Raw genomic sequence first — 15,209 nt, forward strand, 5'->3', positions numbered from 1 at the left:
CATGGCCAACGTGCAGAACACCCCGACTCCTGAAACCGCCCAAGACACGGGCAATCCCGGTAAACGCAAGTTCATGCTGCTGGTGCTGACACTGCTGGTGGTCCTGGGCTGCCTCGGCGTCTGGGGCTGGCATCACCTCTACGGGCGCTGGAACGAAAGCACCGATGATGCTTATGTGAACGGCAACGTGGTGGCAATTACCCCGCTGGTCACCGGCACCGTGGTCAGCATTGGCGCGGACGACGGCGACCTGGTCCAGGAAGGCCAGGTGCTCGTCAACTTCGACCCCAACGACGCCGAAGTCGGCCTGCAAAGTGCCCAGGCCAACCTGGCGCGCACGGTGCGCCAGGTTCGTGGCCTGTACAGCAATGTCGATGGCATGAAAGCCCAGGTCAATGCGCAGAAGGCGGAAGTGCAGAAGGCCCAGGAAAACTACAGCCGACGCAAAAGTCTCGCCGCCGGCGGGGCGATTTCCCAGGAAGAACTGTCCCATGCCCGGGATGACCTGACCTCGGCGCAAAACGCCCTGGCCAATGCCCAGCAACAATTCCAGACCAGCAGCGCGTTGGTGGACGACACCGTGGTGTCCTCCCATCCGGACGTGGAGGCGGCTGCCGCGCAATTGCGCCAGGCCTACCTGACGAAGGCCCGCAGCACCCTGATCGCCCCGGTCACCGGCTACGTGGCCAAGCGCACCGTGCAACTGGGGCAACGGGTGCAGCCGGGCACGGCCTTGATGGCGGTGATCCCCCTCGACCAGTTGTGGATCGACGCCAATTTCAAGGAAACCCAGTTGCGCGACATGCGCATCGGCCAAGCGGTGGACATCGAAGCCGACCTCTATGGCAGCGATGTGAAGTACAGCGGCACCATCGACAGCCTCGGTGCAGGCACCGGCAGTGCGTTTGCCTTGTTGCCGGCGCAGAACGCCACCGGTAACTGGATCAAGATCGTGCAGCGAGTGCCGGTACGCATCCACATCAACGCCGAGCAACTGGCCAAGCATCCGTTGCGCGTCGGCCTGTCGACCCTGGTCAAGGTCGACCTGCGCGACCAGAGCGGCCCGGTGCTGGCGCAGCAACCGCCGCAAAAGGCTTCGTTCAGTACTTCCATCTATGAGCGCCAGTTGGCCGACGCCGACGCGCTGATCAGTCGCCTGATCCACGACAACAGTTCAGTGGCGAGTAAAACTGCTCAACGCTGATTTCGCCAATCCGACCGCTGCGCCGCCTCCAGGGCGCAGCGCCTGCCTCGATTCAAAGGATTCGCGATGAGCAATAACGCGTCTTTCACCCCGCCCAGCCTGCTGCTCGCGACCATCGGCCTGTCGCTGGCGACCTTCATGCAGGTGCTCGACACCACCATCGCCAACGTGGCGTTGCCGACGATTTCCGGCAACTTGGGCGTGAGCTCGGAGCAGGGCACCTGGGTGATTACCTCGTTTGCCGTGAGCAACGCGATTGCCTTGCCGCTGACCGGCTGGCTGAGCCGGCGCTTTGGCGAGGTCAAGTTGTTCCTGTGGGCGACCATCCTGTTCGTGCTGGCCTCGTTCCTGTGCGGTATTTCCACCTCGATGCCGGAGTTGATCGGCTTTCGTGTGCTGCAGGGGCTGGTGGCCGGCCCTCTGTACCCGATGACCCAGACCTTGCTGATCGCGGTCTATCCGCCGGCCAGGCGCGGCATGGCCCTGGCGTTGCTGGCGATGGTCACGGTGGTGGCGCCGATTGCCGGGCCGATCCTCGGGGGTTGGATCACCGACAGCTACAGCTGGCCGTGGATCTTTTTCATCAACGTGCCCATCGGGATCTTCGCGGTGATGGTGGTCCGCCAGCAGCTCAAGGCCCGTCCTGTGGTCACCAGTCACCAGCCGATGGACTACGTGGGGTTGATCAGCCTGATCGTCGGAGTGGGGGCATTGCAGATCATCCTCGACAAGGGCAATGACCTGGACTGGTTCGAGTCGAATTTCATCCTGATTGGCGCGGCCATTTCGGTGATTGCCCTGGCGGTGTTCGTGATCTGGGAAATGACTGACAAGCACCCGGTGGTCAATCTGCGGCTGTTTGCCCATCGTAACTTTCGCATTGGCACCATTGTGCTGGTCTTGGGCTACGCCGGGTTCTTCGGCATCAACCTGATCCTGCCGCAGTGGCTGCAGACCCAAATGGGCTATACCGCGACCTGGGCCGGCCTGGCGGTGGCACCGATCGGTATCCTGCCGGTGCTGATGTCGCCATTTGTCGGCAAGTACGCGCACAAGTTCGACCTGCGCCTGCTGGCCGGACTGGCGTTCCTGGCGATTGGCCTGAGCTGCTTCATGCGCGCCGGGTTCACCAATGAGGTGGACTTCCAGCACGTAGCGCTGGTGCAGCTGTTCATGGGCATTGGCGTGGCGCTGTTCTTCATGCCGACCCTGAGTATCCTGATGTCGGACCTGCCACCCCAACAGATCGCCGACGGCGCCGGACTGGCGACCTTCCTGCGGACCCTGGGCGGCAGCTTCGCGGCCTCTCTGACCACCTGGATCTGGATCCGCCGGGCCGACCAGCATCACGCCTACCTGAGTGAACACCTGAGCACCTTCGACCCGGCCACCCGCGAGGCCCTCAATACCCTGGGGGGCGCCGGCACCCCGGCTTACGCCCAGCTCGACCAGGTCCTGACCAGCCAGGCCTACATGCTGTCCACCGTGGACTACTTCACGCTGCTGGGCTGGGGGTTTGTCGGCTTGATCCTGCTGGTATGGCTGGCCAAACCGCCGTTTTCAGCGAAGGCCGGACCCGAAGCGAGTGGGCATTGAACGGCTTACCGCTGTAGGAGCATGGCTTGCCCACGATGAGTATCGTTATCTACACAACGTCGCACCACAGTTGTGTAGATACCTATGCCGCGATAAGGCCGGCATAGCCAGCATTTATGGTACGTGACACACCGCGCTTGCGAGGCTCAGTCGATCAGGCGCTTCTGGAAGAAGTAGCGCTTGCTCCCCGGCGGATAGTCGACAATCTGTCCGACTTCGGTGAAGCCCAGTTTGCTGTAGAACCCAGGCGCCTGGAATTCGAAGGTGTCGAGGTACATGCCGATGCAGCCTTTGTCCCGGGCCAGTTGCTCGGCCATGTGCATCAGCCGGGCGCCTATGCCCTGGCCACGTAGCTGTTCCTGCACGGACAGCAGGTCGATGAACAGCCATTGGTAGAACATTTTCCCGTAGAGCCCACCGAGGATCGCTTCGCTGTGTTCATCGCGCACCAGCAAGGCAATTTCCTGATAGTGGCCGTCACCGGCATGGGCAATGTTGTGGGCGCGCAGTGGGTCGAGAATGGCCTGGCGTTCTGCGGGTTGCGGGTCTTGGGTTACTTCGATGCGCACGGGCATGGTCGACGTCCTTGTGTCGGGGAAGGGGGATGCAGGCGCAGCCTAGCGTGTGGAACGGGTTGTAGGAAAGTCGCTGGGGCGTTTACGTTCAAAAAAAAAGCCCGCATGGGGGGGTGCGGGCTGAATGTTCCTTGGATGTGCGTGCTGACTATAAGGGGCCAGCTGGGCGGGCAGGGTGAAGAAATTTTCATCTGCCCGACCGTTCGTCCGCTGGCCAGCACCTTGGCGGGCTGGCCCTCTCAAAGCGGTATGGCTCGTGCGTCGGCCTCTCGACCGTTCACCCGCTGGTGTCCACGACGAGAAGCGGCGGGTGTAAGTTGAGTGCGGGCTTATCGACTTCAATGGAGGTGGCTATGAGTATGCCCATGCTAAATAAAATGCACATGAACGGTTATGAACTGGTGAGCGTCAACAGCGGCCCCTGGCGGGTCTGCACGCAGCGCGACCGGATCGGCACCTTTGCCACCCGGGAAGAGGCGCTGGCATTTGCCGCCTCACTGCCGGGCTACAAACCCCGCACGGCACCGACTGCCAACCGCTAGGCACGCGCTGGCTCGCGATGGACCTCAAGCAACCCGCAGGCGTGTTCAATCCCCCGCGGCGTGCTGCAGTCCATCGCGAACCGGTGCGCTGTTGCACCATCATGATTTGCGCCGGTCAGGGCCGGTCGGGTTGCCGGTGTCGAGCAGTCGGCGCTCTATCAGCACGTTCTGCAGGGCCTGACGGTCGGTGGGAGCCAGTTGATGCTGGCGTTCCTTGAGCTCCAGCAGAATCGGGTTGGACCAGGTGCGATAGGTCCGCTCGGCCTGTTGAATCGGGTTCATCTTCGTCTCCCAGACAAGATGGTGCACGAGTAGGGCTGCAGGGCATACCGCGCACAGGCTAGTCGAGAAACCCGCTACTCGCCAGGCGCGGGCGGGTCAGCCATTACCCTTTTCATCGCCGCCCCTGAGGACCTTGCCGATGGGTGTGATCAACCCCGGATGATGGTTACGCACGTTGCCCACGGCACTGTCGACCTTGAACCATTCAAAGGCCTCGGCAGGCTCCGCTTCGTGCAGCACCATCTGCTCGGCACGTTCCTTGGGCATCCCCAGGTTGAGCCATTCCCGGGCCAGTTCCGGCGACAGCACCAGCGGGCGCCGGTCATGCAGGTCGACCAGGCCGCCCACGCTGTCGGTGATGATCACAAAGCCGTCATCGGCTCGCGGCTCGCGCCCACCCGCCGGGTATTGGCCAATGGCAGCGCAAAGGATCGGCGCCCGGTCGCGGCGCCGGATCAGGTACGGCTGTTTGTTCGGACCGCCTTCGTAGACCCACTCGAACCAGTTGTCGATGGGGGTGATGGCGCGATGCGGCCAGATCGCCCGGAAGAACGCGCCGTGGGCCACTTTTTCTACCCGGGCGTTGATTGGCAAGGCGTGGTCGGTGGACCAATGGGGTCGCCATCCCCAACGCACGCGATCGGCGTGCAGGGTTTCTCCCTCGAGATGAATCAGGGCGACCTGGGTGGTCGGCGCGACGTTGTACTGCGCCAGTGCATCGTCGCCCAGGGTGTTGACCAGGGCGTTGGGCATGCCGAGGGCTGCGACAAAGTCGTGAATGCCGCGGTACTGTGAAAGTCTTCCGCACATTGGAAAGCCCTCCGCTGGAGCTTTGAGCTTAGTCCAAGGGCGAGCGCAGGGTTTTGGCCTGGGTTACAGATCTCCAACAATCAATCTGTTTATCCCGCCCCCGGCGCCTTTCTACAATGGCGCACGATCTTCAGGAGATGGGCAGATGAGTGTGCGCACGCGAATGGCCACGGTGGAGGATGTCGAAAGCCTGTTCGAGATTCGCACTTCAGTGGCGCAGAACCACTTGAGCCGGGAGCAGATGGACGCGCTGGGTATAACCGCGCAAGTGTTGAATTCGGCGATCAAGGAGGGGCCTTGTGTGTGGATCGCAGAGGTCGATGAACGGCCGGTGGCGTTTTCCATGATTGACCGGGACGAAGGCGAGGTGTTTGCCATGTTTGTCCGCCCGGCCTATGAAAATAGAGGCCTGGGGCGCCTGTTGATGGCCGCCGCCGAAGCCGAGCTGTTCCGGGCCCATGAGCGCATTTTCCTGGTGACCGATGGCCGCCAGGAAATCCGCGCCAATGGCTTTTATCAGCGCCTGGGCTGGACGGTGGTGGACAGGGTGGATGCCCGGGATGTGCGTTATGAAAAACGCCGGCCACTGGCCTGACACCGGTGGGCTCATGCGGAGCGGCGCAAATGACTGGCGGTGTTGTCCAGGGCCAGGTTGACCTGGAGCCACTCAAAATCTGCACAGGGCAGGCAATGGTGCCTGGCGATTTCTTCGGCGCGCTGGGGCGAGAGCATCGGGTCAAGCCATTCGTTGGCATGGTCCGCTGCCAGCACCAGTGGCCTGCGGTGGTGAATGCGGGTTATGCGCGTGTCACCAGCGGTGGTCAGGATCACAAAGCCGCCCCCCTGGTGCGGTGCATCTCCACGATGGATGTGGGCCAGTGCGGCAAAGAACATCGGCTGACGACTTCGCAGGCGCATGAAATACAGGTGCGGGGTATGCGGCGCTTGCGCATCATCCACCCACTCGTACCAGCCATCGCTGGGCACTACGGCCCGGCCATTGGGCCAGAGCAACCTGAAATCGGTCTGCGTCGAAACGGTTTCCACCGGCATCTGCACTGAATCAGGTTGCTTGCCGCGTGCCCCAAAAGGCGCCCAACCCCAACGCACGGCATCAATATGAAGCCCGTCCTCGCAACCGTGCAGGACCTGCGCGCACTTGGCTGGCGCGACGTTGAATGGCCGCAGCGACTGGTTCTGGTAGCCGGTAGGCACCGCGCCTTTGGGGTTTAACGCTGCGATGAAGGCCGCCATGCCCTCGTGCTGAACAAAATGACCACACATAGTTCACCTGCCCGTCGGATGCTAGCTGCCCGAAGTAGACCCGCTGTTTTCCCGATCTTGCCCGGGTCGTGGGTCATAACGATTACAGTCACTGCAAATCCAGGGCCAATCTTCACCAGCGGGGTAAGTTAGGTGCAACGCACCTCTGTAGGAGCGCGGCTTGCCCGCGATGGCGGACGAAGGTTCGCCATCGCGGGCAAGCCTTGCTCCTACAAGCCCCGTCCTATTTAGACCCAGCGCCGATCTGCCAGACATACGGCGGTTCAGTGCCGTTGATTTCCCAGTCGCCGATGATCCGTTCCTTGTAGATCAGCGGGTTGTGCGAGGCGGCGGTGCGCGCGTTGCGCCAGTGTCGATCGAAGGCCTTGGTGGTGCTGGTGGCCGAGGCGCTGAGGGCGTTGAACAGGTCGCTGGTGGCGCGCAGCACCAGGTCGGCGATGACCACCTGGGCCTGGGCCGACTCCAGTTCGGCGGCGATGTTGGCGGCGCGTTCAGCGACCGGGTCCTGGGCGAAGCGGCTTTCGTACGCCAACTGCAAGGCCGTCGCCGCGCGCAGGGTGGTGGCGTGGGCGGCGTAGACCTGCGCCGAAGCCTTGCCCAGCACTTGCTGCACCTGGACATCCTGGCTGACGTGGCTGGCGTTGCCGGTGCTGAAGACGCGTTTGCGGGTGCGCACTTCTTCGCTGATGTCGAGCACGGCGGCGCGCCCGGCACCGGTCTGGACCGCCAGCAGCACCAGTTGATAAAAGGCCGTCTGGTATTTGAAGCGGGTGGCGAAGTCCAACAGATTCTCGGGCTCCACCACGGCGTTGACGAACACTGAGGTGCCGCTGCCGGTGGTGCGCTGGCCAAAACCGTCCCAATCGTCGCTCTGGCTGATGCCCGGCTGTTGCACACGCACGGCGGCGATCACGTCGGCACCGTTGTCATCGCGCTGGGCGTAGAGGTCGATCCAGTCGGCAAAGATGCTGCCGGTGCTGTAGTACTTGGTGCCGCTGACCACCCACTGCTCACCCAGGCGCGAGACGCGGGTGCCGACCTCGCCGATCTTCACGCTGCCGACTTCGGTCCAGGCGTTGCCGACCAGCTCACCCTGGACAAAACGTTCGAACCAGAGGTCCTGCGGCGTGTCGGCCTGGGCGTTGAGGCGGTCCTCGACAAACGCGAAGTGTCCGCGCAACGCCTGGGGCAGGTTGGAGTCGGCGGCGGCCAGCTCGATCAGCAGTTCGAACAATTGCGGCAGGGTCGCCCCCGCGCCACCGTACTGCACGGGTACGCGCACGGCACCAAAGCCGGCTTCCTTGAGCCACTGCACAGGCTCAAAGGGCAGGCTGCGACTGTGCTCGCGCTGCAGGGCGCCGGCAGCGATGCGCGCGAAGATCGGCCGGAAGCGCTCGGCCAGGGCCTGGTAGTCGGCGCCACTGGCAAGGGGCAGGTGCTGCTGCTGGATGGTCATGGGGCAGTTCCTTAATCGAAGGCAAGAGAAGCAACAACGCAGTGCAGCTGTTGCGTCCTGCTGCCAGTGCACAGGCCGTGCCTGGCGCGGTAAACCCCGCGATGACAGGGGATTCGGCGGGATTCCCGCTGCTCATGGCTGTCGCCTGGCGGGCAACTTGCTGAAGTGCTGACCGCCCGGCAACAACGACCAGGGCGCATCGCGGCGCAGGGCTTTGCACGCCAGTGTTGTGCGCGCAACAGCTGATCAACAGCCTGTGCGCTGGGCGACACTTGGCTTTCGCAGAAAATACACATAACTATTTGATTAATAATGGTTAATTCAGGTGGCACGGTTGCTGCTCTAGTCCTGTTGCAGGTGCCACGGTGGCCTCTGCCAGCAGGAGTACATGCAATGAGCCAGGACAACATCAAATTTGCCTACTGGGTGCCCAATGTCAGCGGCGGGCTGGTGGTCAGCAAGATCGAACAGCGCACCAGCTGGGATATCGACTACAACCGCAAGCTGGCGCAGATTGCCGAACAGGCGGGCTTCGAGTACGCCTTGTCGCAGATCCGCTTCACCGCCGGTTATGGCGCGGAAAACCAGCACGAATCGGTGACCATCAGCCACGCGCTGTTGGCCGCTACCGAAAAGCTCAAGGTCATCGCCGCGATCCTGCCGGGTCCCTGGAGTCCGGTGTTGGCGGCCAAACAGTTGGCGACCATCGACCAGTTCACCAATGGCCGGGTGGCGGTCAATATTGTCTCGGGCTGGTTCAAGGGCGAGTTCCGCGCGATCGGCGAGCCGTGGCTGGACCATGATGAGCGCTATCGTCGTTCCGAAGAGTTCATCCGGGCGCTGAAGGGCATCTGGACCGAGGACAACTTCAGTTTTCACGGTGATTTCTACCGCTTCCACAACTACACGCTCAAACCCAAGCCGTTGCAGCAACCGCACCCGGAAATTTTCCAGGGGGGCAGCTCACGCGCGGCGCGGGACATGGCTTCGCGTGTCTCCGACTGGTACTTCACCAACGGCAACACGGTGGAAGGGATCAAGGCCCAGGTCGACGATATCCGCGCGAAGGCGGCGATCAATGGCCACTCGGTGAAAATCGGCGTGAATGCCTTTGTCATCGCCCGTGAAACCGAAGCGCAGGCGCGCGCGGTGTTGCAGGAAATCATCGCCAAGGCCGACCCGGAAGCGGTCAACGGTTTTGGTGGCGAGGCGAAAAATGCCGGTGCCTCCAGCCCCGAAGGCGAGGGTAACTGGGCCAAGTCGACCTTCGAAGACCTGGTGCAGTACAACGATGGCTTCAAGACTAACCTGATCGGTACGCCACAGCAGATTGCCGAGCGGATCGTCGCCCTCAAGGCCGTGGGCGTGGACCTGGTGCTCAGTGGTTTCCTGCACTTTCACGAAGAGGTGGAGTACTTCGGTCGCAAGGTGTTGCCGCTGGTGCGTGAGCTGGAGCGCGAGGCGCTCGCGACCCAGTCCGCGGCATTGGCGTAAAGGACACCAGGGTCGACATTGTTTTGCCTGAATGAGCGCAGTGGCCTGGCTCAGATCGACAGGTTGGCAACTTTCACCGCCTGGCTATCCTGGGTCGGACGGCGCTTGTTGACCACCAACTCACCGACCTTGATCAGCATGGCTCGGGTGATGTTGCGACTCAGGCCCAGCAGGCTCGCGGTGTGCACCTGGTTGTAGTGGCTGAACTGATAGGCCGCGCGCAGCAACGCGTGCTCGACCCGCTCGTGAAGGGCGCCGCTTTCTTCCTCGAACAGGCGCTGGAAGGCTTGCTGCAACAAAGCGTCGGCGCTGTCGTCGGTGGCGCTGCTGCTGGCCTCCTGGCGCTCGATACGCAAGTTGGACAGGTGCAGGTCGTGGACGCGGATCAGGTGATTGCGGCAGATCAGCAGGGTGTGGTGAATGACGTTTTCCAGCTCGCGGATATTGCCCGGCCAGGAGTAGCCCACCAGCTTCTGCTCGGCCTCGCTGTCCAGCGCCACTTCGCCGTAGCCCAGGCGGCGGCTGTATTCGGCGATGAAGTGACGGATCAGCGGCAGAATATCCCCAGGCCGCTCGCGCAGTGGACTCAGCTCCAGGCTGACCACGTTCAGCCGGTAGTACAGGTCCTCGCGAAAGTGCCCGGCGTTGATGGCTTTTTCCAGCTGCACGTTGGTTGCCGCCAGCACCCGCACATCGATCGGGATGCTTTTACGCGAACCCAGGCGCACCACTTCACGCTCCTGCAGTACCCGCAGCAACTTGACCTGGATCGGCATCGGCAAATCGCCGATCTCGTCGAGGAACAGGGTGCCGCCGTTGGCCTCCTCGAACCAGCCGGCCTTGGCGCTGAGGGCACCGGTGAAGGCGCCTTTTTCATGACCGAACAGTTCGGCTTCCACCAGGCTTTCGGAGAATGCGCCGCAGTTGACCGCGATAAACGGCTTGTTGCGCCGGGCGCTGAGGTTGTGCAGGTGACGGGCCACCAACTCCTTGCCGGTCCCGGTTTCGCCGATGATCAACACGCTGGCATCACTGGGGGCGACTTGTTGCAGGTGCGCCAGCAGTGCCTGTGATTTGGGGTCTTCGAACACTTGCGCGGTGGCGCGTATCGAGGTGGCCAGGGCAGGAGAGGGCGGCAGCGTGAGTAGTTGCATGGTCGGGCCTATGAGTAAAAGGTCGGAGTGGGCAGGGCCGTGTTGAGCGCCCAGTCACCCAGTTCGTGGAGCTTGTAGTCCACGGGGTCGTGCAGGGTCTGGGTGCGCAGGTTGCGCCAGTGCCGGTCCAGGCGCAGCGCAGCGTGGGTGGCACGGGCGCCGGTGACTTCGAACAGGCGGCTAGCCAGGTCCAGGCCGGTGCGGGTGGCGGCGACCTTGGCCGTGGCGATGGCCAGCGCCAGTTGGCCACGCTCCTCGGCGTCGAGCCGTTGTTCTTTGCTCCAGGCCTGGTCGAGCAAGGCGTTGGCGCGCTCGGTGAGCAGGCGCACGCTCTGGAGCCCGACCCAGAACTCGCCGTAATGGCGCAGCACATAGGGGTCCTGGTTGGCCTGCTCGACGCTGGCCTTGAACCAGGGGCGGGTTTCCTTGAGGGTGTAGTTGCGCGCCTCTTCGAAGGCACCTTCGGCGATGCCGAGGAAGATATTGGTGAAGGTCAGTTGGGCAATCAACGGGCGCAGGCAGGCAAAGGGTGTGCTCAGCGGCCCGGGATCGAGCAGCAGTTCGTTTTCTTCCACGCGCACCCGTTCAAAGGTGGCGCTGCCGCTGTCGGTCTGGCGTTGGCCGATGTTGTCCCAGTCACCATGCAAGGTGATGCCGGTGCGATGACTGGGGATGGCGGCGATCAACAGCTTGCCGTGGGTGGACTCATGCAGCGCCGAGGCAATCAGCATTTCCGAATCGGCGGAGCCGGAGCAGAAACTCTTGCGCCCGGAGAACTCGCGGTAGCCGGCAAACTGTTTGGACAGGGTGCGGGTGTCCAGCGGGTTCAGGGCATTGCCCCAGAACCAGTTGTTGCGCGCGGTCTGCTCGAACCACGGCTGCCATTGTTCGGGGCGCGAAAACAGGCGCACCGTGGCCAGCATCAGGTGTTGGAAGCCGAATACATGGGCGATCGAACTGTCGACCCTGGCGAACTCGCGGACCACCTCCAGGGTGTCGCTCCAACTGGCGCCCAGGCCGCCGTACTGCGGGTCGATTTTCATCGCCAGCAGGCCGCTGCGGCGCAACGCATCGCGCTCGGCCTTCGGTGTGCCACCCACTTGGTCGCGTTCGGCGGCGGTGCGGGAAAACTCGGCCGCGAGGGTGCGGGCGATCTGCAGCGGGGTTTGCAGTCGAGATCGATTGATGGCGGTCACGAGCGGCTCCTCAGGCTATCTTGCGCAGGTCGGCGGCATGGGCGCTGAACAGCGGCGCAGCCCGTTCCACGGCCAGGCGGATGCGGGTGTTCAGCGCTTCACTGGTGATCTGGTAGTCACTGAAATCAGCCTGCGAGGCATACACGCCCAAGGGCAGGGTCACGGACTGGAAGAAGCTGAACAGCGGGCGTAACTGGTGATCGATTACCAGCGCATGCCGATCGCTGCCACCCGTGGCCGCCAGCAATACCGGGGTGTCGATCAGTGCATCGTGGCCAATCAGGTCGAACAGGTGCTTGAACTGGCCCGGGTACGAACCACGGTAGACAGGTGCCGCCACCACCAGCAGGTCCGCCGATTCGATGGCTTGCAACTCGAACTCGACGGTTTCCGGCAGCTCCTGACGGGACAGGGCGCTGCCCAGCGGACGGACAATGTCGCCCAGTTCGATGATGCGGCTGTCGATGGGCAGGTAGCGGGCCAGCTCCGCAACAATGGCCTGGACCAGCACCAGGGTGCGCGAAGGGCGAAAGGTACCACCGGAAACGGCGACGACTTTAAGTGGGGTGCTCATGGGCTGTGTTCCTGTGCGAGTAGGGGATGTACAGCCGTCAGAGCAAGAGTCGTTCCATGGTTTGAGTAATCATATAAATCAAACGCTTATGGTGTTTTTACAGGGCATCTGCTGTTGCTTGGGCAGCGAACTGTTGGGCGACTGTTGCCCTGGCAACAGCGGGGATCGCTGTTGCTGGGACAACATTGCACAGCTCGTGGAGGGAATGTAGATGATCTAAAAAACGCTCAATAAATACTTTTTAGTTATTAGCTTAAGGCCCGCATTGGCTCTTTTCGGACCGCGATTGATCGAGTACGGGCTTAGCTTGGGGGTATCTCAATGAAGCACTCTGCGACTCTCGCCAATCCTTATTCGATCCAGGGCTCGGTTCAGCGCGTCCAATGCATCCAGAAGAGCTTTTGCCTCAGCCTCCCTGCCATCGCCCCATAGACGTTCGGCCATTTTGTTCAGGGCCTGGATAGATCGCTCAATGTCAGCAGCGGTTGTTGTCACTTTGCTTTCCGGTGGTTTGTTTGGCATTCAGGAACCCTTGCAGGGCATCGCGTTGCAGCAGATCGCGTCGGACTGTCCAGCTCAATACGTCAGCCAAAAAGGGCACGCTGCCATTGCTGCTCACCGATGATGGCGATAGGGGAGCCGGCCTCTCTGAGTTCGACCGCTTTGATTATCTTTGTCCCATAGGTGCTATGGCGCCACTGGTCATTGCCAATACTGCCAACCACCAGGTAATGAATTTTCTTGCTGACCCCGCCGCCAATGATGCCGCCACGCTCCTCCACCAGGACCTGGCAGTCTTTACGCGGTCCATAGGCCATGATTCCGGTGAAAACAAACACACTGCCGTCCCAGGTGATAGCGGGTTCAGGGTGATTGAAGGGGAGGTCATTGGGCGGGGTGAAGGTGTGATCGCCAGCCTTGGGTTTTTCGCTGCTCAGGCCAGAAAACCCTTGCAGCAGACCGATTAGCTCAAGGGATTCATCTGCATCCAGCACCCCGTCCAGGAGCATATTGGCGAGGCGTGAATAAAGCAGGTTGATGACCGGATCATCAAGGTGGGCCAGATTCGTCTCCAGCCAATCCCTGAGGAACAGCCCTTCGGCAGTCGATACGACGCCGTCGGCGGCGAGGCCTGCTGCCAAGCCAACGAGTGCATCCGCTGAACGCCTGTCGATCCGCGAGCGATGGAAGTACTTGCTCTGCTCGAATTCACCGTGAATGTCGGTCATCTGAATTCCTTGTCGTGATGTGGTGCAGCGAGAGCTTTAAGTATCCACCGGGCCAGATGGCTGCATCAACCCGGCCGGATTTGTTTCTAATAGCATGTTACGCGCTTCAGTTTGTTGTCATGAATCAGGGCGATTGGGATGGGTGTTCGATTGGCAGGACGCCAGGGAGATGACCGGGAATCAACGATGATTTCTGGCTGTTCGCGACAGGAAAGCCAAACCCCAGAAACGACAAAGCCCTGAATAATCAGGGCTTTGTCGTATAAATGTGGCGGAAGCGTAGAGATTCGAACTCTAGGATAGTTGCCCATCGACGGTTTTCAAGACCGATATGTAAAGCCGCTATAACTGCGGCCTTCAGGTTGATTTCTGTTCCATTACTTTCATTTTTCACCATCGCTGCAGACCGCATTCTACAAGGGTCGCGTTTCGAGTTATGGAACAGGTTTTCAGGCTATTTCGAGGGCTGTGCGATGGCTCCGATGCGGCGGTAAACCCGCTCGGTAATGTCGCCCTTGGTGTGCCCCAAGAGCAGGCTGGCGTCATCGATGTCTTTGATCTCCGAGGCGGCCTTGGGTCGAATGTCGCGAAACTGAAACTCCGCAATCCGTCCCGCCAAAAGCGCGTCACCGCCCTCGACAGCCGCCTGCTTCGCTTTTTCCCTCGCCTCATCCCACCGCTTGCGCAACATCGACGCGGTCATCCTCTTTCCCCTCTGGCTCACGATCAGATAGCTGGAAACGTGCTGAGCGTTTCGAGTAGCAATCTGCGCTACCAGCAGGCCCAGGCTATTCGCCACCCCGTTGTTCACCATCTGGATCCGCAGCTTCTTGCCGGTTTTATTTTGCTGAACCATCAAGAACCCGCCTTCGACATCATCCCGGCGCATGACCAGCACATCAGCGGGGCGCTGCCCGGTCAAATAGGCCAGGTCCATGGCGTCTTTGAGTTCCTGCCCTGCCTTCAGGTAGACCGCATTCCACACCACGTCATTCGCGTAATAGTCCCGCGGCGTCTCCTTGTTCTTGCGCACGCCTTGGCACGGATTCTCCCTGGTGGTCAGGCCCCACTCTCGAGCCATGTTGAACACATGGGACAGAGTCGCGAGTTCGCGATTCGCCCGGACCTTGGCCGATCGTGCATCTCGATACCCGGCAATTGTCGCCGGGGTGATCGAGTCGATGGGCGCGCTGTCGAACATGGGCCGGAGCTGCTTGATCTCCGCCAGGTTGTCTTTCTGGGTCCGCGGGGCTTTCTTCGGGATGATGTCGCGGATGTACCTGTCGAATATGCCCTTCATAGTGCGAAGGTCCAGGGGTTTCTCTTTGGCTTCAAGCTCGGCCCACTTGATTCTGGCCTTATCCAGATCCTTGCCCAGAGGGATGTCCTTTCCCAATAGGTCGCGGTAGTAGTATGCGGTCCATACCTTGCCGTTCTTGCGCTTTCTGGACCGCTGGTACATCCGAGGGGGGAGGTGGTGGTTCTCCGTATTCCGGGGTCGCATATCAGTTCACTCGCGAAAAGTCTGGCGTCCATGCCGGCGCCGTCGGAGGAGGGTTGGGGTCGACAATGGTCGGGGAGATCATGCCCAGCTTCATGCGGGCGTACATCCGGCCAACCAGCGGCCGTTTGCCCCGGCTTTCAACGAACACCCACTGACGATCGACCAGCCACCGGCGCTGGTAGGCTCGGGCCTTGTAGCCCGTGAGATCTGCGAGCTCATCGTCTGATAGGATTTCGGTTTCCATGGTGATGCTCCGTGCTGCGCGTGGCGGCAGAAGGTGGTGGATTTAGATTGCCATCTCGGCTGGGG

17 protein-coding genes are annotated in these 15,209 nt (G+C 61.6%); 5 read left to right on the forward strand and 12 right to left on the reverse strand.

Annotation, left to right across the window (positions count from 1 at the left end):
• Window position 1: 1 nt before the first annotated feature.
• A complete protein-coding gene (locus QMK50_RS23545) occupies window positions 2-1,204 on the forward strand; it encodes an HlyD family efflux transporter periplasmic adaptor subunit (protein WP_320334087.1) in 1,203 nt (400 codons plus the stop codon).
• 66 nt (window positions 1,205-1,270) lie between these two features.
• Window positions 1,271-2,800 carry a DHA2 family efflux MFS transporter permease subunit gene (locus QMK50_RS23550; protein WP_095169290.1) on the forward strand — a complete coding sequence of 510 codons (1,530 nt, stop codon included), beginning with the start codon at window positions 1,271-1,273 and terminating at the stop codon, window positions 2,798-2,800.
• Window positions 2,801-2,946: 146 nt separating this feature from the next.
• On the opposite strand, the gene QMK50_RS23555 is transcribed toward QMK50_RS23550, so the two are convergent.
• Window positions 2,947-3,375, reverse strand: coding sequence for a GNAT family N-acetyltransferase (locus QMK50_RS23555; protein ID WP_095169289.1), 429 nt, complete (start codon window positions 3,373-3,375; stop codon window positions 2,947-2,949).
• A 353-nt stretch (window positions 3,376-3,728) separates the two neighbouring features.
• Here QMK50_RS23555 and QMK50_RS23560 point away from each other — a divergent pair, with 353 nt between their 5' ends.
• Window positions 3,729-3,917 (forward strand): SPOR domain-containing protein, encoded by a 189-nt coding sequence (locus QMK50_RS23560; RefSeq protein WP_159994750.1) that lies wholly within the window; start codon window positions 3,729-3,731, stop codon window positions 3,915-3,917.
• A 99-nt stretch (window positions 3,918-4,016) separates the two neighbouring features.
• On the opposite strand, the gene QMK50_RS23565 is transcribed toward QMK50_RS23560, so the two are convergent.
• Window positions 4,017-4,199, reverse strand: coding sequence for a hypothetical protein (locus QMK50_RS23565; protein WP_095169287.1), 183 nt, complete (start codon window positions 4,197-4,199; stop codon window positions 4,017-4,019).
• Window positions 4,200-4,295: 96 nt separating this feature from the next.
• Entirely contained in the window at window positions 4,296-5,009 is a 714-nt protein-coding gene (locus QMK50_RS23570; protein ID WP_320334088.1) for an SOS response-associated peptidase family protein, read from the reverse strand.
• Window positions 5,010-5,154: 145 nt separating this feature from the next.
• Here QMK50_RS23570 and QMK50_RS23575 point away from each other — a divergent pair, with 145 nt between their 5' ends.
• Window positions 5,155-5,604, forward strand: coding sequence for a GNAT family N-acetyltransferase (locus QMK50_RS23575; protein WP_320334089.1), 450 nt, complete (start codon window positions 5,155-5,157; stop codon window positions 5,602-5,604).
• A gap of 11 nt (window positions 5,605-5,615) precedes the next feature.
• On the opposite strand, the gene QMK50_RS23580 is transcribed toward QMK50_RS23575, so the two are convergent.
• Window positions 5,616-6,293 (reverse strand): SOS response-associated peptidase family protein, encoded by a 678-nt coding sequence (locus QMK50_RS23580; RefSeq protein ID WP_095169284.1) that lies wholly within the window; start codon window positions 6,291-6,293, stop codon window positions 5,616-5,618.
• A gap of 223 nt (window positions 6,294-6,516) precedes the next feature.
• Window positions 6,517-7,749 carry an acyl-CoA dehydrogenase family protein gene (locus tag QMK50_RS23585; RefSeq protein WP_095169283.1) on the reverse strand — a complete coding sequence of 411 codons (1,233 nt, stop codon included), beginning with the start codon at window positions 7,747-7,749 and terminating at the stop codon, window positions 6,517-6,519.
• Window positions 7,750-8,142: 393 nt separating this feature from the next.
• Between QMK50_RS23585 and sfnG the strand changes: the two genes are divergently transcribed.
• On the forward strand, window positions 8,143-9,243 hold the full coding sequence (sfnG, locus tag QMK50_RS23590) for a dimethylsulfone monooxygenase SfnG (RefSeq protein ID WP_159994754.1): 1,101 nt from the start codon (window positions 8,143-8,145) through the stop codon (window positions 9,241-9,243).
• Between the two features lie 50 nt (window positions 9,244-9,293).
• Here the strand turns inward: sfnG and QMK50_RS23595 are convergent, their stop codons facing one another.
• The 7 genes from QMK50_RS23595 to QMK50_RS23625 all read right to left on the reverse strand — a co-directional run bounded on the left by QMK50_RS23595 (window position 9,294) and on the right by QMK50_RS23625 (window position 15,144).
• Window positions 9,294-10,397, reverse strand: coding sequence for a sigma-54 dependent transcriptional regulator (locus tag QMK50_RS23595; RefSeq protein WP_320334090.1), 1,104 nt, complete (start codon window positions 10,395-10,397; stop codon window positions 9,294-9,296).
• Window positions 10,398-10,405: 8 nt separating this feature from the next.
• Window positions 10,406-11,593: an acyl-CoA dehydrogenase family protein gene (locus QMK50_RS23600; protein ID WP_095169280.1), complete on the reverse strand. Its 1,188-nt coding sequence runs from the start codon at window positions 11,591-11,593 to the stop codon at window positions 10,406-10,408.
• A 10-nt stretch (window positions 11,594-11,603) separates the two neighbouring features.
• A complete protein-coding gene (msuE, locus tag QMK50_RS23605) occupies window positions 11,604-12,167 on the reverse strand; it encodes an FMN reductase (protein ID WP_320334091.1) in 564 nt (187 codons plus the stop codon).
• Window positions 12,168-12,485: 318 nt separating this feature from the next.
• Entirely contained in the window at window positions 12,486-12,689 is a 204-nt protein-coding gene (locus QMK50_RS23610; protein ID WP_095169278.1) for a hypothetical protein, read from the reverse strand.
• A 62-nt stretch (window positions 12,690-12,751) separates the two neighbouring features.
• Entirely contained in the window at window positions 12,752-13,396 is a 645-nt protein-coding gene (locus tag QMK50_RS23615) for an NAD-dependent DNA ligase (RefSeq protein ID WP_320334092.1), read from the reverse strand.
• A 454-nt stretch (window positions 13,397-13,850) separates the two neighbouring features.
• On the reverse strand, window positions 13,851-14,900 hold the full coding sequence (locus QMK50_RS23620; RefSeq protein WP_320334093.1) for a tyrosine-type recombinase/integrase: 1,050 nt from the start codon (window positions 14,898-14,900) through the stop codon (window positions 13,851-13,853).
• A gap of 1 nt (window position 14,901) precedes the next feature.
• The gene (locus QMK50_RS23625; RefSeq protein WP_320334094.1) at window positions 14,902-15,144 is read right to left on the reverse strand and encodes a DUF4224 domain-containing protein; all 243 of its coding nucleotides are present in this window, start codon (window positions 15,142-15,144) and stop codon (window positions 14,902-14,904) included.
• Window positions 15,145-15,209: the final 65 nt, after the last annotated feature.

The organism is Pseudomonas sp. P5_152, assembly GCF_033989915.1.
Classification (GTDB): domain Bacteria; phylum Pseudomonadota; class Gammaproteobacteria; order Pseudomonadales; family Pseudomonadaceae; genus Aquipseudomonas.

Bases quoted from the DNA above. Each gene is read 5' to 3' on its own strand.
- QMK50_RS23545 (WP_320334087.1), top strand. From the start codon at position 2: ATGGCCAACGTGCAGAACACCCCGACTCCTGAAACCGCCCAAGACACG.
- QMK50_RS23550 (WP_095169290.1), top strand. From the start codon at position 1,271: ATGAGCAATAACGCGTCTTTCACCCCGCCCAGCCTGCTGCTCGCGACC.
- QMK50_RS23555 (WP_095169289.1), bottom strand. From the start codon at position 3,375: ATGCCCGTGCGCATCGAAGTAACCCAAGACCCGCAACCCGCAGAACGC.
- QMK50_RS23560 (WP_159994750.1), top strand. From the start codon at position 3,729: ATGAGTATGCCCATGCTAAATAAAATGCACATGAACGGTTATGAACTG.
- QMK50_RS23565 (WP_095169287.1), bottom strand. From the start codon at position 4,199: ATGAACCCGATTCAACAGGCCGAGCGGACCTATCGCACCTGGTCCAAC.
- QMK50_RS23570 (WP_320334088.1), bottom strand. From the start codon at position 5,009: ATGTGCGGAAGACTTTCACAGTACCGCGGCATTCACGACTTTGTCGCA.
- QMK50_RS23575 (WP_320334089.1), top strand. From the start codon at position 5,155: ATGAGTGTGCGCACGCGAATGGCCACGGTGGAGGATGTCGAAAGCCTG.
- QMK50_RS23580 (WP_095169284.1), bottom strand. From the start codon at position 6,293: ATGTGTGGTCATTTTGTTCAGCACGAGGGCATGGCGGCCTTCATCGCA.
- QMK50_RS23585 (WP_095169283.1), bottom strand. From the start codon at position 7,749: ATGACCATCCAGCAGCAGCACCTGCCCCTTGCCAGTGGCGCCGACTAC.
- sfnG (WP_159994754.1), top strand. From the start codon at position 8,143: ATGAGCCAGGACAACATCAAATTTGCCTACTGGGTGCCCAATGTCAGC.
- QMK50_RS23595 (WP_320334090.1), bottom strand. From the start codon at position 10,397: ATGCAACTACTCACGCTGCCGCCCTCTCCTGCCCTGGCCACCTCGATA.
- msuE (WP_320334091.1), bottom strand. From the start codon at position 12,167: ATGAGCACCCCACTTAAAGTCGTCGCCGTTTCCGGTGGTACCTTTCGC.
- QMK50_RS23610 (WP_095169278.1), bottom strand. From the start codon at position 12,689: ATGCCAAACAAACCACCGGAAAGCAAAGTGACAACAACCGCTGCTGAC.
- QMK50_RS23615 (WP_320334092.1), bottom strand. From the start codon at position 13,396: ATGACCGACATTCACGGTGAATTCGAGCAGAGCAAGTACTTCCATCGC.
- QMK50_RS23620 (WP_320334093.1), bottom strand. From the start codon at position 14,900: ATGCGACCCCGGAATACGGAGAACCACCACCTCCCCCCTCGGATGTAC.
- QMK50_RS23625 (WP_320334094.1), bottom strand. From the start codon at position 15,144: ATGGAAACCGAAATCCTATCAGACGATGAGCTCGCAGATCTCACGGGC.